Source organism: Oribacterium sp. P6A1, from assembly GCF_000702885.1.
Classification (GTDB): domain Bacteria; phylum Bacillota; class Clostridia; order Lachnospirales; family Lachnospiraceae; genus Oribacterium.
In genome coordinates, this window is the sequence record NZ_JNKO01000022.1 from 19860 (window position 1) to 44747 (window position 24888).

Below are 24888 nucleotides of genomic sequence, written 5' to 3' on the forward strand. Positions count from 1 at the left end.
TTTGGGGGTAAGGAGAAATTTTATGGCAACATTACTTGAAACCTGGAGAACCCAGGCTTACGGCAACGGACTTTCAAAGGCAGAGCAGGAGCAGCTCTGGCAGGAGTATTTCGCACTTGAGAAAGGCTTCTACGAGGAAATCCTCAAGGATCCTTCACATGTATATGAGGGAACAGTAAAGGAACTTGCTGATCATTTCCATATTGATGTATTCCACTTCACAGGTGTACTTGACGGTATCGATGAGTCACTCAAGGGATATCACAATCCTATCGACTCAATGGACGAGAACACTCAGGTTAAGATCGAGATCGATCCTGAGAAGCTTTACTACAACATGGTAGAGGCAAAGGCAAGCTGGCTCTATGGTCTTCCTGCATGGGAGTCTATCCTTTCAGAGGAGAAGCGCCATGAGCTTTACCGTCAGCAGAAGGCATCCGGCACCATTCGTCGTGAAGGCAAGAAGATCTACCCTAACGATCAGTGCCCATGCGGTTCAGGAAAGAAGTACAAGAAGTGTCATATGCGCATCGATCAGGAAAATGAGCTCAAGGCAATGGCCGGAGCTAATCAGTAATGTCTGATAAGATTCGTGTAAATACAAGTGCCGGTGAGGAGGTTAATGCTTCCACCGGCACTTATCATGATTATGTGGTCAGAGCAACTGCCTCCAACGGTCTGATACGTGCATTTGCATGTACAACAAGGAATCTTGTGGAAGAGTGCAGAAAAACTCACAATACTTTTCCTATATGCACAGCAGCCATCGGAAGACTAATGAGCTCAGCTCTGATGATGGGTGTAGACCTGAAGGGTGCAAGATCTGTGATCACATTGACAGTCAAAGGCGAAGGACCCATAAAGGGCCTTACAGCCACAGCTGATAATCTTGGAAACGTTAAAGGCTTTGTTTCAAATCCCAACGTTCTGCTTCCGCCCAACGAGTCAGGTCATCTCAATGTCGGAGGTGCTATCGGACAGGGCAAGCTCAGTGTTATCAAGGATATCGGTCTCAGGGAGCCTTATATCGGTTCCGTTGATCTTCAGACAGGTGAGATAGCAGAGGATCTTACTTACTATTTTGCTGTTTCCGAGCAGATACCTTCATCTGTAGGTCTCGGGGTTCTCATGAACAAGAACAACACAGTAAAACAGGCCGGTGGTTTCATCATACAGCTTATGCCTGATGCCACAGAAGATGTGATCTCAAAGCTTGAGGCAAAACTCAACGGTATAAAGTCTGTTACAAGCATGCTTGATGAGGGAATGACACCTGAAGAAATGCTTCATTTCATTCTTGGGGATATGGATCTTGAGATAAATGATCATATACCTGTACAGTTCCACTGTAACTGCAGCCGTGACAAGGTTTCAAAGGCCCTTATCTCATTGGGCAAAAAGGAATTGAAGCAGCTGATAGAGGACGGAAAGCCTCAGGATGTATTCTGCGATTACTGCGAGAAGCACTATAGCTTTTCCACAGCAGAACTGCAAAAATTGTATGACAATGCAAAGTGATTTTATTAAAATTGCTGGCATAATTTAGTGATATTTATTTTTATTATACCTGGTTAAATAAAAAATGTATGTCAAGTTGTACGACATTTGATTGACCTCGATTTTTGTTTATGCTAAGATTGTTCCTGTTGCAGAAATAATTCTGCAGGTACTTTATGGAGGTATATACAATGAAGGGTACAGTTAAGTGGTTCAACAATCAGAAGGGTTATGGTTTCATTTCTGATGAAGCTGGCAAGGACGTTTTCGTTCACTATTCAGGACTTGCAGGTGATGGATTCAAGTCACTTGAAGAGGGCCAGAATGTAGAATTCAACGTTCAGGATGGCGCTAAGGGACCTCAGGCAGTAAACGTAATTAAGCTTTAATTTTTAGATTTCAGAGTACCTTAATTGTAATTAATATATTATTTGCAAGAAAAGTATAGAGAACTAAATGAAAGCAAGCGGTATCCATCCGGATACCGCTTTTACTTTGCATTTTTTGTATTTAAAGAAAAACCGGTACGGTCATATGCACATTACCTTGCAGAGAGCTGTACCGTCAATTATAATAACCGTTATGAAAATGACATCGAAAAAAACAAGTTTATACGGCATGCTTCTTGCCCTGGCAATGATACTCAGCTATGTAGAAGCGCTTATTCCAATTAATATAGGAGTTCCCGGAGTCAAGCTGGGATTACCGAATATAGTTACGGTTATAGGTCTGTATTCTCTGGGACCTGTACCTACACTTATCATCAGCTTTCTCCGTATCATTCTGGTGAGCTTTATGTTTGGCAATACCATGACCCTTGCATATTCCATTTCGGGATTTGCCCTCAGCTTTCTTACCATGCTTATCCTTTTAAAGATAGGGGGATTCCATATGACGGTAGTAAGTGTTACCGGCGGAGTCATGCACAATGTAGGACAGCTTACCGCAGCCATTTTATTGCTTCACAGTGAGATACTGCTTCTTTATCTTCCTGTTCTTATGATTGCAGGTGTAACAGCAGGGGCGGTTATCGGTCTGGTATCCGGACTTGTTACAGACAGAATTCAGACTTATCTAAGAACAGTAAATTAAATATCAAAACATATATTCGTATTATTGATTTAAAATCACAGTCATGTTAAAATTAACCCGGCAAACAAATGTTTGTCGGGTTAATTTATTATCATTTTCTTTTACTTTTAATCATATAGAATATGAGGTCACTATGGGTAAAAATTATATAAAAATCCGCGGTGCAAGTGAACATAATCTAAAGCATATAGATGTAGACATTCCCAGAGAAGAACTGGTAGTTATGACAGGTCTTTCCGGTTCGGGAAAGTCTTCGCTTGCTTTTGACACTATTTATGCAGAGGGTCAGCGTCGGTATATGCAGTCCCTTTCATCTTATGCCCGTCAGTTCCTTGGTCAGATGGAGAAACCAAAGGTTGACATGATAGAGGGTCTCAGTCCTGCCATTTCCATAGATCAGAAGTCGACGAACCGTAACCCCCGTTCTACAGTGGGTACCGTAACCGAGATCTATGATTATATGCGACTGCTATATGCCCGTACAGGTGTGCCCCATTGTCCCAATTGCGGCAAGGAGATAAGACGTCAGACTGTGGATGAGATAGTTGACCAGCTTCTCACCATGGAAGAGGGCACACGTATACAGCTTCTGGCCCCCATAGTAAAGGGCAAGAAGGGCATGCATGAGAAGGTTCTGGACAGTGCGAGACGTTCAGGCTACGTACGTGTACGTATCGACGGAAATATGTACGAGCTGTCAGAGGAGATTAAACTCGAAAAAAACATTCGTCATACCATTGAGATAGTAGTGGACCGACTGGTGATTCGTGAAGGTATAGAAAAGAGACTTGCCGATTCCATAGAACAGGTTATGCAGCTGAGTGACGGAAGACTGACTGTTGACCTGATCGGCGGTGAGCCTATCAATTTCTCCACCAGCTTTGCCTGCCCTGACTGTGGTATCTCCATAGAAGAAATCGAACCCCGAAGCTTTTCCTTCAATAACCCTTTCGGAGCCTGTCCGGAATGCTTCGGTATAGGTTACAAGATGGAATTTGACGTTGAACTTATGATTCCTGATGAGACACTCAGCATCAATCAGGGCGCAATTTCCGTAATGGGCTGGATGAATTCAAAAGATGAAGGCAGCTACACCCATGCCATGCTGAAGGCATTGGCAGAAAGATACGAATTCAGCCTCGACACTCCGTTCTGTGATCTCAGCAAAAAAGCCAGAGATATCATTATAAACGGCACCGGTGATGAAACAGTCACTGTTTACTACGAGTCACAGTTCGGAAAAGGAAATGTCCATAATGTTGCTTTCGAAGGACTCGTTGCCAATGTTGCCCGCCGATACAAGGAGTGTTTCTCTGATAAGATGAAGGTGGAGTACGAGCAGTTCATGCGCATCACCCCCTGCCCAAGCTGCCGGGGGGCAAGATTGAAGCCTTCCAGCCTGGCGGTTACGGTAGGGGATCTGAATATTTATGATGCAACGACCCTGTCTATAGAAAAGTTTTACAAGTGGATAACGGAACTGAATCTCACAGCCATTCAGCACAAGATAGGCGATGAGATCATTAAGGAAATCAGAAACCGTATCAGATTCATGCTTGATGTGGGTCTTGACTATCTCACTCTTGCCCGTTCTGCCGGAACCTTGTCAGGAGGTGAGGCTCAGCGCATCCGACTTGCCACACAGATAGGTTCAGGACTTGTAGGGGTTGCATATATTCTTGATGAGCCAAGCATCGGCCTTCATCAAAGGGATAATGATCGTCTCATAGCAACGTTAAAGCATCTTCGCGATCTGGGTAATTCTGTACTCGTTGTTGAGCACGATGAGGATACAATGCGTGCAGCGGACTATATCGTGGATATAGGCCCCGGAGCCGGATCAGAGGGCGGAGAAGTTGTCGCCACGGGAAATGTAGAAGAAATTATGGCGAATCCACGCAGTATCACAGGTCAGTACCTGAGCGGCAAGCTGAAGATCGCTGTTCCCAAAATAAGAAGAAAGCCAACAGGCTGGATTAAAGTCGTAGGCGCAGAAGAGAACAATCTGAAAAACGTAGACGTGGATTTTCCTCTCGGAGTATTCACCTGTGTGACGGGTGTTTCAGGTTCAGGTAAATCATCTCTGGTTAATGAGATCCTTTACAAAGCCCTGGCAAAACAGCTTAACAGGGCACGAACCATCGCAGGAAAGCATAAGCGTATCGAAGGCATCAAACAGCTTGACAAGATCATCGCAATAGACCAGTCGCCAATCGGACGTACTCCACGATCCAATCCTGCAACCTATACAGGTGTCTTTGATCTCATCAGAGATTTGTTTGCAGGAACACCGGATGCCAAGGCCCACGGATACAGTAAGGGACGTTTCTCCTTCAATGTAAAGGGTGGCCGCTGCGAGGCGTGTCAGGGAGACGGTATCGTAAAGATAGAGATGAACTTCCTTCCCGATGTATATGTGCCATGTGAGATCTGTAACGGAAAAAGATTCAACAGAGAAACTCTGGATGTCAAGTATAAAGACAAGAGCATTTACGATGTTCTGGAGATGACCGTTGAAGAAGCATTGGAATTTTTCAAGAACGTTCCAACCATAACCAGAAAGATTCAGACACTATATGATGTGGGACTTGGTTATGTAAAGCTCGGACAGCCCAGTACTGAACTAAGTGGCGGAGAAGCACAGCGCATCAAGCTGGCAACCGAACTCAGCAGAAGACCTACCGGAAAAACCATTTACGTTCTTGATGAACCTACTACCGGACTGCACTTTGCGGATGTTCATAAGCTGGTAGTCATGCTGGATAAGCTTGCCGAAACAGGAAACACCGTTATCGTCATCGAACATAATCTTGACGTCATAAAGTGTGCGGATTACATCATAGACATGGGACCGGAAGGCGGAGACAAGGGTGGAACCCTGATCGCAAAGGGAACCCCTGAGGAAGTCGCCAGGGTAAAAGAATCCCACACAGGACGATACATAAAACAGTATCTCAAAAAATGAGGGATTAGATTTTTAAAATATGCGGTGAGTGTCAAAAGTCCACATCGAAACATTCCGTGCGGAGTACTCTCACTTATATCAAGATATGTATAAGAAAAAAGGTGATCACAGTCATAAATGTGTATCCGGGATTCCGGGTACTTATCACTCTGTGACCACCTTTTATTAACAAATTAATTTATCTGACATGACCATCCTCTGTGTCATGCCTGTAGGCACTGATCTAAAACTTCACAGATTCATACCGGTTCTGTCGATAATATATGCTTCAGCGTCTCATGGCTTAACACTTACCAATAATTGTTGTTATTTCTTTCAGCAATATCACGTTCCGAAGCTGTGTATCCGGTACGACCTGCATTATTTAAACCCAAGGGCTTAGGAATATTCCTTCTGTCATTAATCTGAGCACTCTTATAAATATCAGATTTAAAAATCTCAGCACGAATGTTTTCCACAAGTTCAGCGAGATTCTTATCTGTAGTACTTAAAGTTCCTGAATCAGCATTACCGCTGTAAATGGCATTTGCATCCATATTCAGTGCATGCATCAATATCACTATCTGACTGTTGTTAGGATGTTTACCGTTCAGATTATTTTCAAACTGCGAGATCATGACCGTAGGAATACCGGTTATATCCGAAAGATCCTGCTGAGTGTACCCAAGCTCCAGTCTGCGTCTTGCGATATTCTTACCGAGAATCTTCCAATCAAAACGATAACTGGCATTGTTATAAATCGGGTCCTCTGTGTATGTTTTTATATGCTTAGCTCGTCTTTTAATGATCCCCATACCTTTTTTCTCCTTATGCCTGAATTTTAAGCGAAGATATGGAAATAAAACATTTTCTAATCGGTATATCTATATAGCTATTCGGTATACTTAGATAAAATTTATTTAGCTTGCAGCATAATATAAGGAATATAACTATACATATTTAGTTAAATATATGCCAGTAGATAGCTATTTATTCATGAACCGAAAAAAAACAACAAGAGAAAGGTAAAAGAACAAATTATAAACTGACGGTTTATTTACAAATGAGTTTTTATAAGCTATGATGTTCAGGTATAAGGGCTAGTACCGGTTTCGACGGGGACGATGCAGCTTTAGAAGCTATCCGAAAGACAGTCGCGTTAAACTTCAAACTTAAATATAAACGCTAACGAAACAAGTTACGCATACGCAGCTTAATTGCTGCGTGGTCAGCCTCATTGCACTCACACTTTGAGAATCTGGCCTCGATTATGTGAGAAACGACTTCAGGAACTCCTCTACCTGATGGGCGTATAAGAGGATACCGGTCGTGTAAAGACGTGCACATCTTCTACACGGTGGGGAATCTCCGAAGTGTACTATGATAGTAGAAGGAGAGGGAATTTGTTTTCGGACACGGGTTCGACTCCCGTCTGGTCCACTTTACAAGAAATGGCGGAATACCTAGAGGAATGGCTTATTTCCTAGGTTTCCGCCTATTTTTTATCTACGTCGAGGTGGGTGAAAAAACGGTTCAGATTGGTAAAAAAACTAAAAAATTGCCCACGAAATTGCCCACGGATTTACCCACGCTAAAACAGCTTTTTGAAGCGTTCTATTAGTGCTTCCTGAGTTTCTCCTTTCTTTCAATTTCTGATAGGTCCTCGCCTTCATCATAATCCGGAAATGTTATAAAAAAAATAACCTAAGATTATCATTTACAATATTTCATTTTATAAAAAAATAACAAAGTTGTAAGGAATACCCTTTTTTAATAAGACTTCTAAAATTTAATGTGTTAAAATTATCCATGTTTTCAAACAAGAGTGTATGTATTGTTTTATTTGCCAAACTACCAATACATATGATCATCTCTTAAAACCATGCCGGTTTCACTATGATTCCGACATGTGGCGTCAGTACAAAGAAAAAATCCACTGAACTGACGTTTCAAAACAAGGAGGCTATTTTTTATGGAACAGTTTTTCAAACTCAAAGAACACGGTACTAATGTAAAGACCGAAGTCATTGCAGGTATCACGACCTTCCTGACCATGGCTTACATTCTTGCAGTAAACCCTAACATCCTGGGTTCTGTCATGGACAGAAGCGGTGTTTTTGTAGCTACTGCTGTTGCGTCAGCATTTGCTACATTCATCATGGCATTCTTCGCCAACTACCCAATCGCTCTTTCAGCAGGTCTCGGACTCAACGCATACTTTGCTTACACAGTTTGTCTCGGTGAGCTTGCAGATGTTGAGAATGCATTTACTATCGCACTTACTGCAGTTCTTGTTGAAGGTCTTATCTTTATTATCCTTTCTTTCTTTAAGGCAAGAGAGCAGATGATCAATGGTATCCCTCAGAACCTTAAGAATGGTATTTCCGCAGGTATCGGTCTTTTTGTTGCTTATATCGGTCTTCAGGGTGCCAGCATTGTAACTCTGACACCAAGTGACAGCGGTGTAACTATCGGACTTGGCAGCTTTGCAAAGCCAGAAGTAGCACTTGCTCTTATCGGTTTCCTCCTTATAATCGTTCTTACTCATTACAATATCAAGGGTTCGGTTCTCATCGGCATCCTTGCTACATGGCTCCTCGGAATCTGTGCAGAGATGACAGGCTGGTACAAGGTTGACATCGACGCAGGTGTATACAGCCTTATTCCTAACTTCTCACAGGGATTACAGCTCAGCGGTATCGCTAACACAGCTTTCAAGTTTAATTTCGGCTGGGTTGCTTCACATATCGTTCAGTTCGTAGCTATCGTTTTCTCATTCCTTTATGTTGATCTTTTCGATACTGTCGGTACAGTAGTAGGTGTTGCCGATAAGGCAGGCCTTCTTGATGAGGATGGCAAGCTTCCTCGTGTAGGAAATGTTCTTATGGCAGATGCAGTTGGAACAGTTGCAGGTGCTTGTCTCGGAACATCAACAATCACTTCATTTGTAGAGTCATCCGCGGGTGTTGCTGCTGGTGGAAAGACAGGACTTACAGCATTTACAACAGGATGCATGTTCCTTATATCTATTCTTCTTTCCCCAATCTTCCTTGCAATTCCTGGTTTCGCTACAGCTCCGGCTCTTCTTTATGTTGGTATGCTTATGGTTTCTTCAGCAAAGAAGATCACTTTCGACGGTGATATCGCCGATACTGTAGGTGCTTACCTTGCAATGCTTATGATGCCTCTTTCATACTCAATCGCAACAGGTATCATGTTCGCAATTCTTGCATGGGTAATCGTAAAGGTATTTGAGAAGAAGGCAAAGGACGTTAGCCCTATCATGTGGGTAGTATTCGTTCTTTTCTGTCTGAGAATCGTAACACTGGTTACAAACTTCCAGTAATAGACGAAATACAGAATCATATATAATTTACCGATAGGCTCCGGGATAATTCCCGGAGCCTGTTTTATTCGCGATAAGGCCTTCACGCGTGCGTTGTGCTTGTACAATAGCACATGTGAAGGCCAACGTGGAATCGAGTAGGGCGTATTTTCCTTACTCGATTGCTATAAGTGTAATAAGACTTCACCCGCAAATGCTTTACCATAAGCGTGAGAAAGGCTTCATGACATTCGTATCATTTTATATCAACGTGCTAACAGTTTTTTGATTAAAACATTGAAAATATTATGGTAAATGCATATTGATTTATTTGTGGATTTTTTATACATTGAATTACAGTATCTAAAGGCTTTTAAGGTTTGGAGGAATCATGGCAAAAGAACTTGTTGTGGTACTTGACTTCGGTGGTCAGTACAACCAGTTGATTGCAAGACGCGTACGTGACCTTGGTGTATATGCCGAGGTGTATGCTTCATCTATCGGTCTTGACAAGATCAAGGAATTAAATCCAAAGGGTATCATCTTTACCGGCGGACCTCAGTCTGTATATAAAGAGGAGTCCCAGCACATTGACCCGGCTATTTTCGATATGGGTATACCTATTCTCGGTATCTGCTACGGTGCACAGCTTATAGCATACGAACTCGGCGGAGTTGTAAAGACTGCACCTGTATCTGAATACGGACGCACTGATGTGATCATTGACAGACAGGATTCTGTTCTTGCCGGCACATCTGACAATACTATCATGTGGATGTCTCACACAGATTACATAGCAGAGGTTCCAAAGGGATTTGAAATCATCGCACATACAGCCAACTGCCCTGTTGCAGGCATGGAAGATTCTGAGCGTAAGATATATGCTGTCCAGTTCCATCCTGAAGTACAGCATTCTGTAGAGGGAAACAAGCTTTTCCATAACTTCCTTTATGATGTCTGTAAGTGCGAAGGCAGCTGGAAGATGAAGACATTTGTACAGGACAAGATCGAAGAAATCCGTAAAACTGTAGGAGACGGCAAGGTTCTCCTCGCTCTCAGTGGCGGAGTTGATTCCTCTGTTGCAGCTTCCCTTATGTCAAAGGCAATCGGAAAGCAGCTTACATGTGTCTTCGTTGATCACGGCCTTCTTCGTAAGGATGAGGGTGATGAGGTTGAGGCTATCTTCGGTGAGAAGGGCCAGTATGACCTTAATTTCGTTCGTGTTAATGCAGGTCCCGAGTATTTTGAAAAGCTTCAGGGCGTAGAAGAGCCTGAGCAGAAACGTAAAATAATCGGCGAGCAGTTCATAAGAGTATTTGAACGCGAGGCAAAGAAGATCGGGGCTGTTGATTTCCTCTGTCAGGGAACCATTTATCCGGACGTTGTTGAGTCAGGTCTAGGAAAGAGCGCTGTAATCAAGTCTCATCACAATGTCGGAGGTCTTCCCGAAAAGGTAGAGTTCAAAGACATTATTGAGCCTCTGAGACTTCTCTTTAAGGATGAAGTAAGACGTGTAGGTCTTCAGCTCGGACTTCCGGAGTATCTGGTTTATCGCCAGCCATTCCCGGGCCCGGGACTCGGAGTAAGAATCATCGGTGAAGTAACTCCTGAGAAGGTTCGTATCGTTCAGGAGGCCGATGCCATCTATCGCGAGGAAATCGCCATTGCCGGTCTTGACAGAAAGATCAGCCAGTACTTCGCAGCACTTACCAATGTTCGTTCAGTAGGTGTAATGGGAGATTTCAGAACCTACGACTATGCCGTAGTTCTTCGTGCAGTTGAAACAGATGATTTCATGACCGCAGAAGTAACAAACATTCCGTTTGAAGTACTTGAGAAGTGCATGAACAGAATTGTAAATGAGGTCAAGGGAGTAAACAGAGTATTCTATGATCTTACGAGTAAGCCGCCTGGGACGATAGAATTAGAATAATTTCAAAGTGGATGAAAACCTTGGTATTTCAAGGTTTTCATCCACTTTTTGGTTTCAGTGACAACCAAATGACAACCAATTAAAAAATGGAATTATTCATCCGAATAATTCCACGCTTTTTATCATTTATATTCTTTGCCTATTCAGGCAGTTTTTCTCTCAAAATGACAACCGGATAATCCGGAGACAAATTAATACAAACAAGTTACAGAGAAGACTTTCTAGGCCGTTTTGATGGCTTGTTATCTGATTTACCTTCTGGCATAGCAGCTTGGGTAAGCTCATTAAGTTCCTGAATCCTTTTTTCAATCTCAGGATCTTCTATATAGCCAAACTGTTTGTCGCTGGTGATGTAATCGGGATATAAGCTTTTCCAAACGCTGTATTCTTCATCCAGTAGATTGCCATCATCACATACTTTGCGAATGTGGCTCCAAAGACGAAGGCTTTCTTTCATCTGAAGATAGTTCAGCTCTTCAGATGGAGTAGCATCCTTCTTTAATGGAAACTGTAAAAGATGAACTTCGCCATCAACCAGCTTTGGAATAATTCCATAGCGGTCCTCCAGTTCGAAAAGAATCTGAACAGCGCTAAACACCTTTGCAGGGTTAGGATCAGCTAAAGCATGCTTATCTATACCTAAAGCATCAGCAATTGTATTAAGAGTAACTTCATCCGGATATCGATTACCAAGCTCGTAATTACGAATAGTAGATTCGTTTAGCTGACATTTTTCTCCGAGTTCTTTCTGAGTGAAGCCTTTAGCTGTTCTATATTTACGAATTTTATCGCCTAAAGGATGAATGTATTTAGATTCTGCTTTAGCCATAGGAAAAAACCTTCTTTCTTAAATTGATGTGAACTAAGTATATCATTATCAGTTCACAAATGAAATGTTTTTGATACATAATATTGACAGTACACATCTGAACTGTTAGTACACTAGGTATAAACAGTACATTATTGAACTGATAAATACTATATAAAGAAATACGGGAGGAATAAAAATGGTAAACAACCAAACAAGACTCATGAATGCACAGGATGTTAAACAGGCATTGGGAGTTTCTGAGAGTAAGGCCTACAAGATTATTCAGCAGCTTAATAAAGAAATGAAGGCAAAAGGTTATTACACCATTAGTGGTCGTGTAAGTGCAAAATATTTTTCTGAATGTTTCTATGGATTCAGTCAGTAATAAATCAGGAGATTTGCAAAGATGGCAGTTATAAAAAATGAAGCAACGAATACTTGGGAAGTCCGTGCTAGATATGTTGATTGGACAGGAGAGAAAAAGCAGAAAACCAAGCGCGGATTTCAACGAAAGTCAGATGCTATCGAGTGGGAACATAACTTCCTTTTGAAGGCATCACAAGATATTGATATGACTTTTGAGCATTTCACCGAAACTTACCTTGAAGATATGAGGCCAAGGCTCCGTGAAAATACACTGAAAACAAAGGAAACAATAATCAATAAAAAGATTCTTCCATACTTCAAAAGTAAGAAACTATGTGAGATTACCGCACCGGACATCATTGCATGGCAGAACACTATGATGCAGATGAAGGATTCAATGGGGAACAGTTACTCAAAAACATACCTTAAAACTATTCACAATCAGCTTAGCGCGATACTGAATCACGCAGTCAATCTATATGGTCTCAAAAACAATATGGCTCGTAAGGTAGGCAACATGGGAAAAGAAATCCCCAAGGAGATGAGTTTCTGGACACAGCAGGAATACGAGATGTTTGCAGAAGCAATTGCAGATAAGGAAGAATCTTACATGGCTTTTGAGATACTCTATTGGTGCGGTATAAGACTTGGAGAACTTCTTGCTCTTACACCTGAAGATTTCAATCTATCTGATAGTACTCTGCGAATTAATAAGTCATATCAGAGGATAGGAGGAAAAGATGTCATTACTGATCCAAAAACGCCAAAGAGTAATAGAACCATCTATATACCAGAATTCCTGAAGGTTGAGATTGAGTCTTATCTTAGCCATTTGTATCAGATAGCGCCGGATGAACGCATTTTTTTACTTAGTAAAAGTTTTTTACACCATGAAATGGACCGTGGCGTAAAAACATCCGGTGTAAAACGTATCCGTATACATGACCTACGACATAGCCATGTATCGTTGCTGATCAATATGGGGTTTTCTGCCTTGGCAATTGGAGAAAGGGTCGGTCATGAATCTCCGGAAATAACATATCGATATGCACACCTATTTCCTACAGTTCAGACTGATATGGCAGACCAGCTTAACAGAGAAAGGACAGGTTTCATGAATGTCAAAAAAAGTCAAAGATGATAAAAACAGGTGGAGAAACAAGATTGTTGCTTTTCGAATGTCACCCGAGGAAAATGAAGAGCTTGATAGGAGATACAGGTTACTCGGATACCGAACCAAACAGGACTACATAATTGAAGCTGTTCTGAAAGGTAAAGTGACTGCAATGGGGAACATGCAGATGATCTACCAATTCAGAAGAAGCTTGGAAGAGATACTGAGTGAACTTCAAAGACTAAAAACGTGTGAAGAAATGAGTGAAGATCTCATGACACCTATTAGGACTATGTTGGAAATCATGGAGGCAATCAAGGAAAAGGATGAATCTAAGTCAGAAAAGGTTAGGATTCCCAAACTCCAATATGACCAGATGATGCATCTGAAAAGATTAAAAAAACTGTTATCCACGAAAACGGAGGATGAAACACATGGGTAAGATAATCGCAATCGCAAATCAAAAAGGCGGGGTTGGAAAAACAACATCTGCAGTCAATCTGAGCGCAGGTCTATCGGATAAAGGAAAAAGAGTTCTTTTGGTAGATCTGGATCCCCAGGCGTCTCTTACATTGTGTATGGGCTACAGAGAACCGGATACTCTTCAGGCAACTGTTACCGATGTGATAGATAAGATCGTAAATGACAAAGGTATTGAACCGGATTATGGACTTCTTCATATTACAGATAACCTGGATCTTCTACCCGCAAGTATTGATTTATCAGCTGCTGAAGTATCACTCGTTAGTGCAATGAGCAGAGAACTTGTATTGAGAACTTATATGGATCATGTACGAGCAAATTATGACTACATACTGATAGACTGTATGCCATCACTTGGTATTTTGACCGTAAATGCCCTTGCATGTGCAGACAGCGTACTTATTCCGGTTCAGGCAGCATATCTGCCTGTAAAGGGATTACAGCAGCTAATAAAGACAATCTATACGGTTAAGAGACGACTTAATAATCATTTGGAGATTGAAGGAATTCTTTTTACTATGGTGGACCGAAGAACCACATATGCAAAGGAAATCGTTCAAGAAGTAAATCAAGTATATGGTAAAGCAATTCCAGTATTTCAAATAGAAGTACCCATGTCTGTCAGGGCATCAGAAACGAGTCAGGTCGGGAAAAACATTTTTGAATATGATCCAAAAGGTAAGGCTGCATCAGCTTATCGTGAATTATCCATGGAGGTGTTAAACAATGGCTGTTAAACGTGAAAAAGTACATTTTGAAACGGTCGAGGAACTTTTAGGTGCTCCTGTAGATAAAGATGCCACCTCTGAGATACGAATCGATCAAATTTATCCTTTTGAAAATCATCCTTTCAAGGTCCTGGATAACGAAAGTATGGAAGAACTTGTTGAAAGTATACGCAACAACGGTGTTCTGGTTCCTGTATTAGTACGCCCAGATGATGAAGGTACATATGAAATGATATCAGGACACAGAAGAATGCATGCAGCTAAACTGGCAGGACTGGTGACGATACCGGCTATCATCAAACCAATGACAAATGATGAAGCTACCATTGCTATGGTGGATGCAAATATGCAGAGGGAAGAGATACTTCCATCAGAACGGGCGTTTTCACTCAAGATGAAAATGGATGCTCTGAGAAGACAGGGGGCCAGAACAGATTTAACTTCGGACCATGATGGTCCGAAGTTATCTGCCGAGAAAGCCGGTAAGGACATGGGTATCTCCGGGACTCAGGTCAAAAGATATATACGGTTGACGGAGATAATTCCTGAGCTTTTAGATTACGTTGATTGTAAGAAAATAGCCTTTACAATTGCAGTTGAGATTTCCTATCTGGATAAAAAAATACAACAATGGGTCAGTGAATATATAAAAGATAATGGATTCCTTAAAAAAGAGCAGATTGAGGCAGTACGCAGTATAGCAAATCCATCAGACCTTACTCAATTCTCTTTAATACAGCTCATGAACGATGCCTTGCCAAAACCTAAAGAAAACGGAAAGATAACATTTTCAGAGTCAAAGCTCCGTTCATTTTTCCCAAAAGGCTACAGTAAAAAACAGCGTGAAGAGATTATACTTCAACTCCTTAAAGAATGGAGCGAGACTCATAATTCTTAAAACCACGACAAGGAGATTAATATGGGATTAAGCTTTATATGTAGAGATGAAGCAGATAACTATAGTTTTATCCGCATTCCAAAGATACTTATGACAAGCTCGGTATTTGCAAAACTATCCATTCCATCAAAGATACTGTATGGAATGATGATTGATAAGATGGGTGCCTCAATAAAGAATAAATGGCTGGATGAAGACGGACGAGTATATATAGTCTATCCGATATCCGAGATTCAAACGGATATGAACCTATCAAAGAGAAAGACCCTGGATTGTCTTTCTGAACTTGAAAACATCGGTCTAATTGAAAAACGGAAACGCGGATGTGGTCTGCCGAGTATCATATATGTCAAAAATTTCGCAACAGGGAATAGTCTATAGAGCTTTGAAGTATCGAAAACCGCACTTCAGGAAAGGAGAAGCAGATTGTGGAAGAGAAGCCAATAATGAAATATTTCACAGGTAAAGAAGCTGATCTGTTTACATTTTACAAAATTCCAAAAGAGCTTTTTACAAACAATTATTTCAAGGTAATATCTACAGATGCCAAAGTCTTATATGGACTCATGCTTGATAGAATCTCATTATCTGTTAAAAACGGCTGGCTGGACGATCAAAACAGAGTTTTTATCTTCTTTTCAGTAGATGATACTATGGAGCTTCTGAACTGTAAAAAGAATAAGGCAATCCAGACGATTGCAGAGCTTGATATAGAAACCGGTATCGGACTGATTGAAAAAAAGCGCCAGGGGCAGGGAAAACCTACACGAATATATGTAAAAAACTTTTACATGCCGGATGAAGATACAATTGAGACTGTCTCTGAAGTTGGAAAAACAAACTTCAAGAGGTTGGAAATTCAAACTTCTAAAGGTTTAAAAAATCAACCTCTAGAGGTTGAAAAAACAAACCCTAATAATACTGAGTTTAATAATACTGAGTATAATAAATCATCTTATCTTATCACTTCCAACGAAAAAGAAACGGAACGATCAGATGCTATGTCAAAAATGCAGGATTATGCAAAGTTGATTAAAGACAATATCGAGTATGACACACTTATGGAGCAACATCCTTTTGAGAAAGACATAATTGATGAACTGTATAGCCTGATTATCGAAACCATGATGACCAAAAACTCAGAAATAGTGATAGCACAGTCCAAATATCCCTTGGAAATGGTACAATCTCGTTTTCTAAAGCTTGGTTATGATCATATCGAATATGTCCTAACCTGTTTGAAGGATAATACCACTAAGGTAAGAAATATAAAAAAATATATGCTGGCAGTTCTTTTCAATTCGACGACCACAGTCAACTGCTATTATCAACAAGCTGTGAACTTTGATATGAGTAATGCATAAGCACAAAAAGCACTAAAAGCACTTGTAAAACAATCAAAAACAGATATAATAAAAACAGATAAGCACAAAAAGCACATTTTTGTACAAAGGAGATAATAGTATGCAGAAGGGATTACGAGAATCAGATGACCTTGTATCAGGAGCAAGAGAGATTATGATATTAAATCCATTTCTCAGGAAAGAAACCGAAGCATATAGTTATGCTCTTGAGTCTGTAGCAGAACAGATCACAGACAACGGTAATTTTAATTGGGAAGAGGCTATCAAGTTTAATCTCCCTTGTAAAAGTGGAGAAGATCATCCAGCAACAAGAACTATAACAATCGCAGACGATAAATGGACAACTATTGAGGTCAGCTATCAAAAATATGCAGGTACATCCAAGATTACATTCTCAAGGGTTTTGTACATCTGCCTTGCATGGACTATCCATCAGCTTCAGCTTAAGAGAATTGAAAACGGCTACCATATGATTGCAAATTCTCATAATAACCCAAGTGTGGCATCAGATTACATAATTTCTGTAACTGAAAAAAAGACTTCTTCTATTGAAAAATTTGAGGCTCTGGACATAGACAGCAAATTGACTGAAATATACAGACTGCTTCTTGAAGTTAAAAGCGGGAGGGATTCATGATGATGGAAATCATTTTAAAAATATTATATTTCACGATAAAACTATTTATCTTATTCCCAATCGCAATTGTTTTGACCATCATTAATTATATGTTCTGCTTCGCAGGCAATATAATATGTTTTCTCTCAAAAATCATAGGTGGCTTTTTTGTTTTAGGTGGGGTAGTAACACTAATCTGTGAACCTAATATTTCCCATGTAGCGTGGACGTTTATTCTTATGGGTATACTATTGGGGAGCTTAACGGAATTCTTGTGTGATTTTGGCACAGAAATTCTCAATGGAGTCACCCACGCACTTATGGATATATGATAGAAAAAACTGATAGTTGTCATTTCTTCCCCTATTTTTCTCTGTTTTTTCTTCGATTTTTCCTATTTGGGTGGCTTTTGTTAAGAATATGAGCATGATATTATTATGATGGACAAAGAAGAGCGGATACAACCTCCATTCTTCTTTGTTTTTCTTTTGCAAAAGAATTAAAAAATGAAACTTATATGTAGCGTCAGTCAGCAATCAAATGATTGCGGGCTGGCGCTTTTCTTTTACCCAAATTTCCTATAGGAAAAAATCAATCTACTAAGCGTAAAGAAGAAAGGAATCATAATAATGGACTTTAATGAATTTAAAGAAACCTTCAAAGAGGATCTAAAGAACAAACTGAGCGAGCTGGGAATCAACGCAGCACTTTCCGAACATCATATCGATAAACTAAATCAGTCTTATGAAGCTATCTCCGCAACTCCGGAAGGAAGCCATATTGGGGTAAATGTCAACCTGGACTCTATTTTTCAGTCATATATCAATGGATCAGATTACAGTACCGTTGTTAATAATGCATCAAAAGCTATTGAAGCAGGCTTAAACAATATTCCCGTAATAGATATGGATAATCTTACAAATTACGATGTGATGAAAGACAAACTGACGATGGAAGTCATTTCAGCGGAACGTAATGCGGATATGTTAAAAAATGTTCCTCATGAAAATATGGAAGACATGGCAGTAGTCTATAAGTTCATTCTTGAATCGAACGGTGAAGAAAGAAGTTCAATCCTGGTCACAAATAATCTTATGAATCAGTTTGGAATCACTCATGAAAAGCTTCATGAAGATGCGATGACCAATGCGCCGGAAATCAGACCTTCCGAAATCAGAGGAATGTCAGAAGTAATGTCTTCTATGATGGGGCAAGGTATGTTTCCGGAAATTCCTCCTGAAGAGGAGCAAATGTTCGTAGCCGGAGTATCCGACAACATCCACGGTGCTGGTGTTATAGCCTATCCAAATTTCTTTGAGCAGGCAGCTGAAAAACTCGGTGGAGATTACTATATTCTCCCAAGCAGCATTCATGAAATCCTCCTTGTAAAAGATAACGGTCAAATGAATGCAGCTGATCTGGAGACAATGGTAAGAGAAGTAAATGCTACACAGGTTGCCCCTGAAGAACAGCTCACTAACCATGTATACCATTATGATTCAAAAGAACATATCTTTGAAATGGCTGACAAATTTGAGGAACGTCAGGCAGAACAAATAGCCGAAAAAAATGAAGCTGCCAGAGGTTCTGTACTTGAAGATCTAAAAGAAAAAAAAGAGGGAATTGCCAAGGATTCATCTGGAGAGCATGTGAAAGCTTCGATAAAGAAGGATAGAGGAGGTGAGGCACTATGAGAAACAGATCAATCCTCTTAATCCATCAAGTGTCTTCAGGAACAAAAAGAGGTGGACATTCACCATACATGAGAGAGGGCTCTGCGCCCTCTCCTTGTAATTGTAAGACACCTTGTTGTTATGGCAAAGGACGGAATTTTTGCTGGCCATGTATCAAAAAAATGATAAATAATCATGATACCGGCATGGAGGAATAAATCTATGGAATTCGACTATTTTTATAGAGGTGACTTACAAAAACTCAAAGAAATTAAGATCAATCTTAACCCTCTTACAGATGGTTTTGTTGAAAATAAATTTGAAGAAGCCTCAATTCAAACAGATTTACATGCATTAATCATTGCTACAAACGGAGAAATGCGACTAACGGATTATAACGAAGTAAAAATAATACTTGATGGATTAAAAACCTGTGGTGCGTATCTTATACTTGGAAATTCAGATTTTATCGTTTTATTCAACGATGATAAAACGTTTGATCTTGAAGATGGGAAATACTTTGTCGGAAGTATGGTGGTAATGAAACTCAACGGTCAGCAATTACTAATGCTTTCTGCAGAGGAAATCCTGACAGTTCAACGCTTACTTGAAGGTCGCATGGCTACATTAGTTTCCGGTGAACAGAGGTTTTCAGCATTGGTTTTGAACTAACAGCAAAATGAAATTGCTATTGTTAGGGAAGGAGGCGGCTATGAATGATCAATGAAGAACTGTCGAAGGAAGCAATGGGGTATGCAAAAAATAGAATTGCAAAAAAAGCAATAAGATTTGCATGGAGCGGCGCAACAAAGCCTACAGTAAAATTGTTCATAAAAACACTTAGGATAGTTGGAGGTTTCCCGGTTAAGGCTATAAGGCACAAGATCCATCCTGAACATGGTGAAATGTCTGTAAAACAGCTTATAAGAAAGGATCAGGGAGCTCAGTCAGTTGATATTGATGAGTTAGGACTTGGTGATTTCAAAAAGATAGCAAATAAATATGGACTTGATTTTGCCATAGTTAAGAGTACAGAGCTGGATCCACCCAAGTACACGGTATTTTTTAAAGCCAGAGATGCGGATGCTATAACCGCGGTGGTAAATGAATATACTGCAAGGAAACTCAGAATCCAGAAGGAAGGCAGATCCAGCATTCTTGCTAAGCTAAGAAAGTTCAAGGAAATTGTTGCGTCGCTTCCAAAGAAGGTCGCAGAAAAAAGAAAGGACCGGGAACTATGAACAGTAAGCTAAAGAAGAAACTGATCCTTAATGTTCCTTATGCGGCTCTGGGACTATTGGCAACTAACATCGGAGAAGCATGGAGACTGGCATCAGGAGCCAATGCTTCTGAGAAGTTACAGAGTCTGGTAATGGATGGCTGTTTCGGTGCGGCATTTGCAAATCCTCTTCCCAGCATCCATCCTGCGGACCTGTGCGTTGGAGCAGCAGTTGCAGGAGCATTAAGACTCGCAGTGTATATGAAGGGCAAGAACGCGAAGAAGTATCGTCATAACGAAGAATATGGTTCAGCCAGGTGGGGAACACATGCGGACATCGAGCCGTTTCTAGACCCTGAGTTTAAGAACAATGTGATCCTTTCACAGTCAGAGCGAATCACCATGAGCAGCAGACCAAAGAATCCGAAATATGCCAGAAATAAGAACCTGCTAATTGTTGGAGGCAGTGGTTCCGGAAAAACAAGATTTGTTTTGAAGCCAAACCTCCTCCAGATGCATTCGAGCTATGTTGTTACTGATCCTAAAGGAACTGTAGTGAACGAATGTGGTCTAGCATTACTGAAGAATGGCTATGAGATAAAGATCTTCAATACCATAAACTTCAAAAGATCCATGCATTACAATCCTTTCGCCTATATTCATGATGAAAAGGATATCCTGAAGATGGTGACAACCCTGATCGCTAATACCAAAGGTGAGGGCAAGAGCGGAGATGAATTTTGGGAGAAGGCCGAAAAGCTGCTTTATTCAGCTCTTATAGGGTATATCCACTATGAAGCACCGGAGGAAGAACAGAACTTTTCAACTCTCCTTGAGATGATCAACGCTATGGAAGTCAGGGAAGACGATGAGGAATTCAAAAATCCGGTAGATCTGATGTTTGATGAGCTGGCTGAAAGGGATCCAGATCACTTTGCTGTAAGGCAATATTCCAAGTACAAATTAGCTGCCGGCAAGACAGCAAAATCCATACTTGTGAGCTGTGGTGCCAGACTTGCTCCGTTTGATATAAGAGAGCTGCGTGAGATCACAGCATATGATGAACTGGAGCTTGATACCCTTGGAGACAGGAAGACATCTCTGTTCCTGATCATGTCGGATACGGATGCAACATTTAATTTTTTGATCAGCATGATCTACACTCAGCTCTTTAATCTCTTATGTGAGAAGGCTGACGATGTATACGGTGGAAGACTTCCGGTACATGTACGATGTCTCATAGATGAGGCAGCGAACATCGGACAGATACCAAACCTAGAGAAACTTATGGCAACTATCCGAAGCCGTGAGATCTCGGCGGCACTTGTATTACAGGCAAAGTCACAGCTAAAAGCAATCTATAAGGATAATGCCGACACCATTATCGGCAACTGTGATTCTCAGATCTTCCTGGGAGGTTCTGAGAAATCAACATTAAAGGAGCTCAATGAAATCCTTGGCAAAGAGACCATAGATATGTACAACACCGGTGAGACCCGGGGACAGTCCCAAAGTTACAACATGAATTATCAGAAGCTGGGACATGACCTAATGAGCATGGATCAGCTGGCAGTTATGGACGGTTCGAAGTGTATAGTGCAGGTAAGAGGTGTGAGACCATTCTTCTCTGACAAATATGACCTGACACAGCATCCGAACTACAGACTGACAGCTGATTTTGACAGGAAGAACTGGTTCGACATAGAGAAGTTCCTTAGTCATAAGCTGGTGCTGCATGCGGATGATAAATATCAGGTCATTGAAGCGGATACAGAATCAAACGAGTAAGAACGGGATGTGCGTAAATCGTACATCTTTTTTTAATGCAAAAAAGGAAAGGAGAAACAAATATGGCAGAAGCAAAGCCTATCATGCCAGGTGATCTACCGGAGTGGATCCAGGAAGCTGAAAGAGCGGTTGCCAATGGAGAGATCCCCGAACCTAAAGAAGTGAAGGAGGTTACCATCAAGTTCGGAAAAGGGCTCGTAGGCAGGCCGTTTACATCAAAAAGCGGAAATGAATTTGTAGAGGTCAAGATACCGAATCAGGATCCTGAGGACAAGACACCATGGGCATCTTTCGTGATTTCACCAAAGATGATCCATGACAATAAGTTTGGAAATGGTGTATGGATGAAGCTTCCTGAAGATGGGAAGACCAGGATCAGCAAGCCGTTTGTAGTGGGAACCAAGGAGAATGGTAAGAAGGAGTGGGACAAAGACGTGAAAGATGTCCCGAATACAGAACTGAAAGAAATGATGGAAGTCTACAAGACAAGAAACAAGGAATCACTCCTTGAAAACCTTGAAGACAAGAAAAAGGAGTCAGCCAGGCAGCCGGTAAAGAAAGCAGCTGGAAAGACTAAATCAAGTGAAATGGCTGTCTGAAAGCAGATGTGGAAGAGAAATGATTGGAATACCCTGATGTAAATGCAGAATGAAAAGGAGTGAAATATGAAACACTGGGCCAGAGCACCAACAGAAAGCTTTTTGTCAGTACATATCAATGCTCTATAAGATGGCGATTAGCATGTCATCGGAATATATTTTGAAACTATATAAATCATATTGGGTCGGGCAGCAGAGGCTGTCCGTTTTTAATTACACTTTTTTGGAGGAATATTTATGGCATTTTTTAACAGCGCAGTTCAGGTACTTCAGACACTCGTAGTCGCACTTGGAGCAGGTCTTGGAATCTGGGGAGTAGTAAACCTCATGGAAGGTTACGGGAATGACAACCCCGGCGCTAAGTCCCAGGGCATGAAGCAGCTCATGGCAGGAGGCGGAGTTGCCCTCATCGGAACAACTCTTGTTCCTCTTCTTTCCGGTCTCTTCGGCTGATACGGAAAAACTACAACTGAATATTGAAAGATGAAGATAAGGCCGGTGGTCAGGATCTAAGACCACCGGCCCTTCAACAAATCAGAGAGGAGGTCCTGTTTGGATACCTTAATAGAGAAAATAAACGAATTTATAAAAGGACTCCTGGTCTCGGGTATCATGGATATCCTTACAAATACCTTCAACACTCTTAATTCAAGAATCGATGAAGTTTCAAACTGTTTAGGCCAGTCCCCATCGGATTTTCAGCCCGCAGTCTTCAGTATGATAAGGAATATTTCTGAGAATGTCATCATGCCGATTGCCGGGATATTACTTACATTCATAGCGTGCTATGAACTGATACAGCTCGTCATAGCACATAATAATCTTGCGAACTTCGAGACCTGGATCTTTTTCAAATGGGTCTTTAAGACCTTTGTAGCAGTAGAGCTGATCACACATACATTTGATATTACAATGGCAGTATTCGATGTAGCCCAGCATGTCATATCTGAGAGCAGTAACCTGATCACCGGTTCGGCAACGATTGATGCAGCAGACCTTGCTAACATGCAGACAACACTGGAAGGAATGGATATAGGACCATTGTTCACCATATTCCTGGGGACTTTCATAGTACAGCTAATGTTCAACATCATGGCGATAGTCATTTATGTAATCGTATACGGCAGAATGATAGAGATATACCTGACCATAAGTCTTGCACCGATACCATTTGCGACATTTGGAAACAGAGAGCAGAGCATGATGGGGCAGAACTATCTGAGATCCCTATTTGCGTTGGGCTTTCAGGGATTCATGATCATGGTGTGTATCGGCATTTATGCGATACTCATACATGAGGTAATGTTCACATCGGATATCATGGGATCACTTTGGAGAGCAGTGGCAATCACATTTCTTCTTGCATTTATGCTCTTTAAATCAGGTTCCATAGCAAAAGCAGTGCTCCAGGGACATTGACAGGAGGTTTATTTTGGCATCATACATATCAGTACCTCGTGATCTCACGAAGGTAAAAAGTAAATTCATTTTCAACCTTACAAAACGACAGCTCGTATGTTTCTCACTGGCGGCACTCATCGGAGTACCGTCATTTTTTTTGCTCAAAAAAGTGGGAGACACCAGCTTTGCGGCAATGGGGATGATGGTCCTCATGATGCCGCTCTTTTTCGTAGGGATGTATCAGAAGAACGGGCAGCCGCTGGAAGTGACGCTGTCATATTTCATTCAGGCTAATTTCATAAGACCCAAGATACGGGTCTACAGAACAAGGAACTATTACGACCTTTTACATAAAAAGGCAAAGGCAGAAAAGGAGGTAGAGAAGATTGTCAGATCTCATAAGAAAGATATTAACGATATTCGGACTGAGAAAAAAAGAAGAAAGAATCCTGACCATACCGGAAGATCTGAGCAAAGAAGATAAGAAAAGGATACGGGCCATCATAAAGTCCATATCTGATGATGACGGTATTCCAAGGACCGCTCAGGACAGCATACCCTTTGACAGGATGTTCCAGGACGGTATCTGCCGGATAGGGGATGATTATTACACGAAGACCATAGAGTTTCAGGATATCAATTATCAGCTGGCTCAGCAGGAGGATCAGAAAGAGATATTTGAAGAATGGTGTTCCTTCCTTAACTTCTTTGACAGTTCGGTGCATTTTCAGCTCAGCTTCATGAACATGGCAACTGATGCAGAGAAATTTGAGAAGAGCATCGCCATCCCTCATCAGAGAGACTCCTTTAATGATGTAAGAGACGAATACACCGGAATGCTCAAGCATCAGATGGAAGCCGGCAACAATGGCCTTACAAAGACCAAATACCTTACCTTCGGAATACATGCAGAGTCCATAAAGACAGCGAAACCAAGGCTCATACATCTTGAGATAGACATCCTGAATAATTTTAAAAGGATAGGTGTCAGGGCCCGGACACTGAACGGCACAGAGCGTCTCGAACTCATGCACAGT

26 protein-coding genes, 1 other RNA gene and 1 pseudogene are annotated in these 24888 nt (G+C 41.1%); 26 read left to right on the forward strand and 2 right to left on the reverse strand.

The window, feature by feature from the left end; translation table 11 throughout:
- Nucleotides 1-22 precede the first annotated feature (22 nt).
- The 5 genes from T515_RS12380 to uvrA all read left to right on the forward strand — a co-directional run bounded on the left by T515_RS12380 (nt 23) and on the right by uvrA (nt 5554).
- Nucleotides 23-577: an SEC-C metal-binding domain-containing protein gene (locus tag T515_RS12380; protein ID WP_036611652.1), complete on the forward strand. Its 555-nt coding sequence runs from the start codon at nt 23-25 to the stop codon at nt 575-577.
- Nucleotides 577-1518: an Hsp33 family molecular chaperone HslO gene (hslO, locus tag T515_RS12385; protein ID WP_081832818.1), complete on the forward strand. Its 942-nt coding sequence runs from the start codon at nt 577-579 to the stop codon at nt 1516-1518. The genes T515_RS12380 and hslO overlap by 1 nt, the downstream gene beginning before the upstream one ends.
- Nucleotides 1519-1688: 170 nt before the next feature.
- The gene (locus tag T515_RS12390; RefSeq protein WP_036611654.1) at nt 1689-1886 is read left to right on the forward strand and encodes a cold-shock protein; all 198 of its coding nucleotides are present in this window, start codon (nt 1689-1691) and stop codon (nt 1884-1886) included.
- A 199-nt stretch (nt 1887-2085) separates the two neighbouring features.
- Nucleotides 2086-2589, forward strand: coding sequence for a Gx transporter family protein (locus T515_RS12395; protein ID WP_242839375.1), 504 nt, complete (start codon nt 2086-2088; stop codon nt 2587-2589).
- A gap of 133 nt (nt 2590-2722) precedes the next feature.
- The gene (gene uvrA / locus T515_RS12400; RefSeq protein WP_036611657.1) at nt 2723-5554 is read left to right on the forward strand and encodes an excinuclease ABC subunit UvrA; all 2832 of its coding nucleotides are present in this window, start codon (nt 2723-2725) and stop codon (nt 5552-5554) included.
- Between the two features lie 290 nt (nt 5555-5844).
- Here the strand turns inward: uvrA and T515_RS12405 are convergent, their stop codons facing one another.
- Entirely contained in the window at nt 5845-6348 is a 504-nt protein-coding gene (locus tag T515_RS12405) for a helix-turn-helix domain-containing protein (RefSeq protein WP_036611660.1), read from the reverse strand.
- Nucleotides 6349-6630: 282 nt separating this feature from the next.
- On the opposite strand from T515_RS12405, the gene ssrA reads away from it, so the two are divergent.
- The 3 genes from ssrA to guaA all read left to right on the forward strand — a co-directional run bounded on the left by ssrA (nt 6631) and on the right by guaA (nt 10791).
- Nucleotides 6631-6976, forward strand: a transfer-messenger RNA (tmRNA) gene (gene ssrA, locus T515_RS17150).
- 529 nt (nt 6977-7505) lie between these two features.
- Nucleotides 7506-8879 (forward strand): NCS2 family permease, encoded by a 1374-nt coding sequence (locus T515_RS12410; RefSeq protein WP_036611661.1) that lies wholly within the window; start codon nt 7506-7508, stop codon nt 8877-8879.
- A gap of 370 nt (nt 8880-9249) precedes the next feature.
- Nucleotides 9250-10791 (forward strand): glutamine-hydrolyzing GMP synthase, encoded by a 1542-nt coding sequence (guaA, locus tag T515_RS12415; RefSeq protein ID WP_036611663.1) that lies wholly within the window; start codon nt 9250-9252, stop codon nt 10789-10791.
- 205 nt (nt 10792-10996) lie between these two features.
- On the opposite strand, the gene T515_RS12420 is transcribed toward guaA, so the two are convergent.
- The gene (locus T515_RS12420) at nt 10997-11620 is read right to left on the reverse strand and encodes a helix-turn-helix domain-containing protein (RefSeq protein WP_051671705.1); all 624 of its coding nucleotides are present in this window, start codon (nt 11618-11620) and stop codon (nt 10997-10999) included.
- Nucleotides 11621-11798: 178 nt separating this feature from the next.
- Here T515_RS12420 and T515_RS12425 point away from each other — a divergent pair, with 178 nt between their 5' ends.
- The 18 genes and pseudogenes from T515_RS12425 to T515_RS12510 all read left to right on the forward strand — a co-directional run.
- Nucleotides 11799-11987 carry a hypothetical protein gene (locus T515_RS12425; RefSeq protein ID WP_036611666.1) on the forward strand — a complete coding sequence of 63 codons (189 nt, stop codon included), beginning with the start codon at nt 11799-11801 and terminating at the stop codon, nt 11985-11987.
- A gap of 21 nt (nt 11988-12008) precedes the next feature.
- Nucleotides 12009-13109: a site-specific integrase gene (locus tag T515_RS12430; protein WP_036611669.1), complete on the forward strand. Its 1101-nt coding sequence runs from the start codon at nt 12009-12011 to the stop codon at nt 13107-13109.
- The gene (locus tag T515_RS12435) at nt 13087-13524 is read left to right on the forward strand and encodes a plasmid mobilization protein (protein ID WP_242839376.1); all 438 of its coding nucleotides are present in this window, start codon (nt 13087-13089) and stop codon (nt 13522-13524) included. The genes T515_RS12430 and T515_RS12435 overlap by 23 nt, the downstream gene beginning before the upstream one ends.
- Nucleotides 13517-14302: a ParA family protein gene (locus tag T515_RS12440; RefSeq protein WP_036611672.1), complete on the forward strand. Its 786-nt coding sequence runs from the start codon at nt 13517-13519 to the stop codon at nt 14300-14302. Before T515_RS12435 ends, T515_RS12440 begins: the two co-directional genes overlap by 8 nt.
- Nucleotides 14292-15191: a ParB/RepB/Spo0J family partition protein gene (locus T515_RS12445; RefSeq protein WP_036611675.1), complete on the forward strand. Its 900-nt coding sequence runs from the start codon at nt 14292-14294 to the stop codon at nt 15189-15191. The genes T515_RS12440 and T515_RS12445 overlap by 11 nt, the downstream gene beginning before the upstream one ends.
- Before the next feature lie 21 nt (nt 15192-15212).
- Nucleotides 15213-15572 (forward strand): replication initiator protein A, encoded by a 360-nt coding sequence (locus tag T515_RS12450; protein WP_036611678.1) that lies wholly within the window; start codon nt 15213-15215, stop codon nt 15570-15572.
- A 47-nt stretch (nt 15573-15619) separates the two neighbouring features.
- Entirely contained in the window at nt 15620-16555 is a 936-nt protein-coding gene (locus tag T515_RS12455; RefSeq protein WP_036611680.1) for a DUF6017 domain-containing protein, read from the forward strand.
- Nucleotides 16556-16655: 100 nt separating this feature from the next.
- A complete protein-coding gene (locus T515_RS12460; RefSeq protein ID WP_036611683.1) occupies nt 16656-17192 on the forward strand; it encodes a hypothetical protein in 537 nt (178 codons plus the stop codon).
- Nucleotides 17189-17503: a hypothetical protein gene (locus tag T515_RS12465; protein ID WP_036611686.1), complete on the forward strand. Its 315-nt coding sequence runs from the start codon at nt 17189-17191 to the stop codon at nt 17501-17503. Before T515_RS12460 ends, T515_RS12465 begins: the two co-directional genes overlap by 4 nt.
- A 297-nt stretch (nt 17504-17800) precedes the next feature.
- Nucleotides 17801-18865 (forward strand): DUF5688 family protein, encoded by a 1065-nt coding sequence (locus T515_RS12470; RefSeq protein ID WP_036611690.1) that lies wholly within the window; start codon nt 17801-17803, stop codon nt 18863-18865.
- A 201-nt stretch (nt 18866-19066) separates the two neighbouring features.
- A complete protein-coding gene (locus tag T515_RS12475; protein ID WP_036611692.1) occupies nt 19067-19516 on the forward strand; it encodes a hypothetical protein in 450 nt (149 codons plus the stop codon).
- A 44-nt stretch (nt 19517-19560) separates the two neighbouring features.
- Nucleotides 19561-20085 carry a PcfB family protein gene (locus T515_RS12480; protein ID WP_051671706.1) on the forward strand — a complete coding sequence of 175 codons (525 nt, stop codon included), beginning with the start codon at nt 19561-19563 and terminating at the stop codon, nt 20083-20085.
- Nucleotides 20082-21851 carry a VirD4-like conjugal transfer protein, CD1115 family gene (locus T515_RS12485; protein ID WP_036611695.1) on the forward strand — a complete coding sequence of 590 codons (1770 nt, stop codon included), beginning with the start codon at nt 20082-20084 and terminating at the stop codon, nt 21849-21851. The genes T515_RS12480 and T515_RS12485 overlap by 4 nt, the downstream gene beginning before the upstream one ends.
- A gap of 62 nt (nt 21852-21913) precedes the next feature.
- Nucleotides 21914-22450, forward strand: coding sequence for a hypothetical protein (locus tag T515_RS12490; protein WP_036611698.1), 537 nt, complete (start codon nt 21914-21916; stop codon nt 22448-22450).
- A gap of 237 nt (nt 22451-22687) precedes the next feature.
- The gene (locus T515_RS12495; RefSeq protein ID WP_036611700.1) at nt 22688-22903 is read left to right on the forward strand and encodes a Maff2 family mobile element protein; all 216 of its coding nucleotides are present in this window, start codon (nt 22688-22690) and stop codon (nt 22901-22903) included.
- Between the two features lie 99 nt (nt 22904-23002).
- Nucleotides 23003-23869: a VirB6/TrbL-like conjugal transfer protein, CD1112 family gene (locus T515_RS12500; RefSeq protein WP_036611703.1), complete on the forward strand. Its 867-nt coding sequence runs from the start codon at nt 23003-23005 to the stop codon at nt 23867-23869.
- A gap of 13 nt (nt 23870-23882) precedes the next feature.
- The gene (locus tag T515_RS12505) at nt 23883-24335 is read left to right on the forward strand and encodes a PrgI family protein (RefSeq protein ID WP_036611706.1); all 453 of its coding nucleotides are present in this window, start codon (nt 23883-23885) and stop codon (nt 24333-24335) included.
- A 7-nt stretch (nt 24336-24342) separates the two neighbouring features.
- A pseudogene (locus T515_RS12510) lies at nt 24343-24888 on the forward strand (VirB4-like conjugal transfer ATPase, CD1110 family); the annotation flags it as partial.

Excerpts from the sequence above, each read along its gene's own strand:
- T515_RS12380 (WP_036611652.1), top strand. The coding sequence starts at position 23 with ATGGCAACATTACTTGAAACCTGGAGAACCCAGGCTTACGGCAACGGA.
- hslO (WP_081832818.1), top strand. The coding sequence starts at position 577 with ATGTCTGATAAGATTCGTGTAAATACAAGTGCCGGTGAGGAGGTTAAT.
- T515_RS12390 (WP_036611654.1), top strand. The coding sequence starts at position 1,689 with ATGAAGGGTACAGTTAAGTGGTTCAACAATCAGAAGGGTTATGGTTTC.
- T515_RS12395 (WP_242839375.1), top strand. The coding sequence starts at position 2,086 with ATGACATCGAAAAAAACAAGTTTATACGGCATGCTTCTTGCCCTGGCA.
- uvrA (WP_036611657.1), top strand. The coding sequence starts at position 2,723 with ATGGGTAAAAATTATATAAAAATCCGCGGTGCAAGTGAACATAATCTA.
- T515_RS12405 (WP_036611660.1), bottom strand. The coding sequence starts at position 6,348 with ATGGGGATCATTAAAAGACGAGCTAAGCATATAAAAACATACACAGAG.
- T515_RS12410 (WP_036611661.1), top strand. The coding sequence starts at position 7,506 with ATGGAACAGTTTTTCAAACTCAAAGAACACGGTACTAATGTAAAGACC.
- guaA (WP_036611663.1), top strand. The coding sequence starts at position 9,250 with ATGGCAAAAGAACTTGTTGTGGTACTTGACTTCGGTGGTCAGTACAAC.
- T515_RS12420 (WP_051671705.1), bottom strand. The coding sequence starts at position 11,620 with ATGGCTAAAGCAGAATCTAAATACATTCATCCTTTAGGCGATAAAATT.
- T515_RS12425 (WP_036611666.1), top strand. The coding sequence starts at position 11,799 with ATGGTAAACAACCAAACAAGACTCATGAATGCACAGGATGTTAAACAG.
- T515_RS12430 (WP_036611669.1), top strand. The coding sequence starts at position 12,009 with ATGGCAGTTATAAAAAATGAAGCAACGAATACTTGGGAAGTCCGTGCT.
- T515_RS12435 (WP_242839376.1), top strand. The coding sequence starts at position 13,087 with ATGTCAAAAAAAGTCAAAGATGATAAAAACAGGTGGAGAAACAAGATT.
- T515_RS12440 (WP_036611672.1), top strand. The coding sequence starts at position 13,517 with ATGGGTAAGATAATCGCAATCGCAAATCAAAAAGGCGGGGTTGGAAAA.
- T515_RS12445 (WP_036611675.1), top strand. The coding sequence starts at position 14,292 with ATGGCTGTTAAACGTGAAAAAGTACATTTTGAAACGGTCGAGGAACTT.
- T515_RS12450 (WP_036611678.1), top strand. The coding sequence starts at position 15,213 with ATGGGATTAAGCTTTATATGTAGAGATGAAGCAGATAACTATAGTTTT.
- T515_RS12460 (WP_036611683.1), top strand. The coding sequence starts at position 16,656 with ATGCAGAAGGGATTACGAGAATCAGATGACCTTGTATCAGGAGCAAGA.
- T515_RS12465 (WP_036611686.1), top strand. The coding sequence starts at position 17,189 with ATGATGATGGAAATCATTTTAAAAATATTATATTTCACGATAAAACTA.
- T515_RS12470 (WP_036611690.1), top strand. The coding sequence starts at position 17,801 with ATGGACTTTAATGAATTTAAAGAAACCTTCAAAGAGGATCTAAAGAAC.
- T515_RS12475 (WP_036611692.1), top strand. The coding sequence starts at position 19,067 with ATGGAATTCGACTATTTTTATAGAGGTGACTTACAAAAACTCAAAGAA.
- T515_RS12480 (WP_051671706.1), top strand. The coding sequence starts at position 19,561 with ATGATCAATGAAGAACTGTCGAAGGAAGCAATGGGGTATGCAAAAAAT.
- T515_RS12485 (WP_036611695.1), top strand. The coding sequence starts at position 20,082 with ATGAACAGTAAGCTAAAGAAGAAACTGATCCTTAATGTTCCTTATGCG.
- T515_RS12490 (WP_036611698.1), top strand. The coding sequence starts at position 21,914 with ATGGCAGAAGCAAAGCCTATCATGCCAGGTGATCTACCGGAGTGGATC.
- T515_RS12495 (WP_036611700.1), top strand. The coding sequence starts at position 22,688 with ATGGCATTTTTTAACAGCGCAGTTCAGGTACTTCAGACACTCGTAGTC.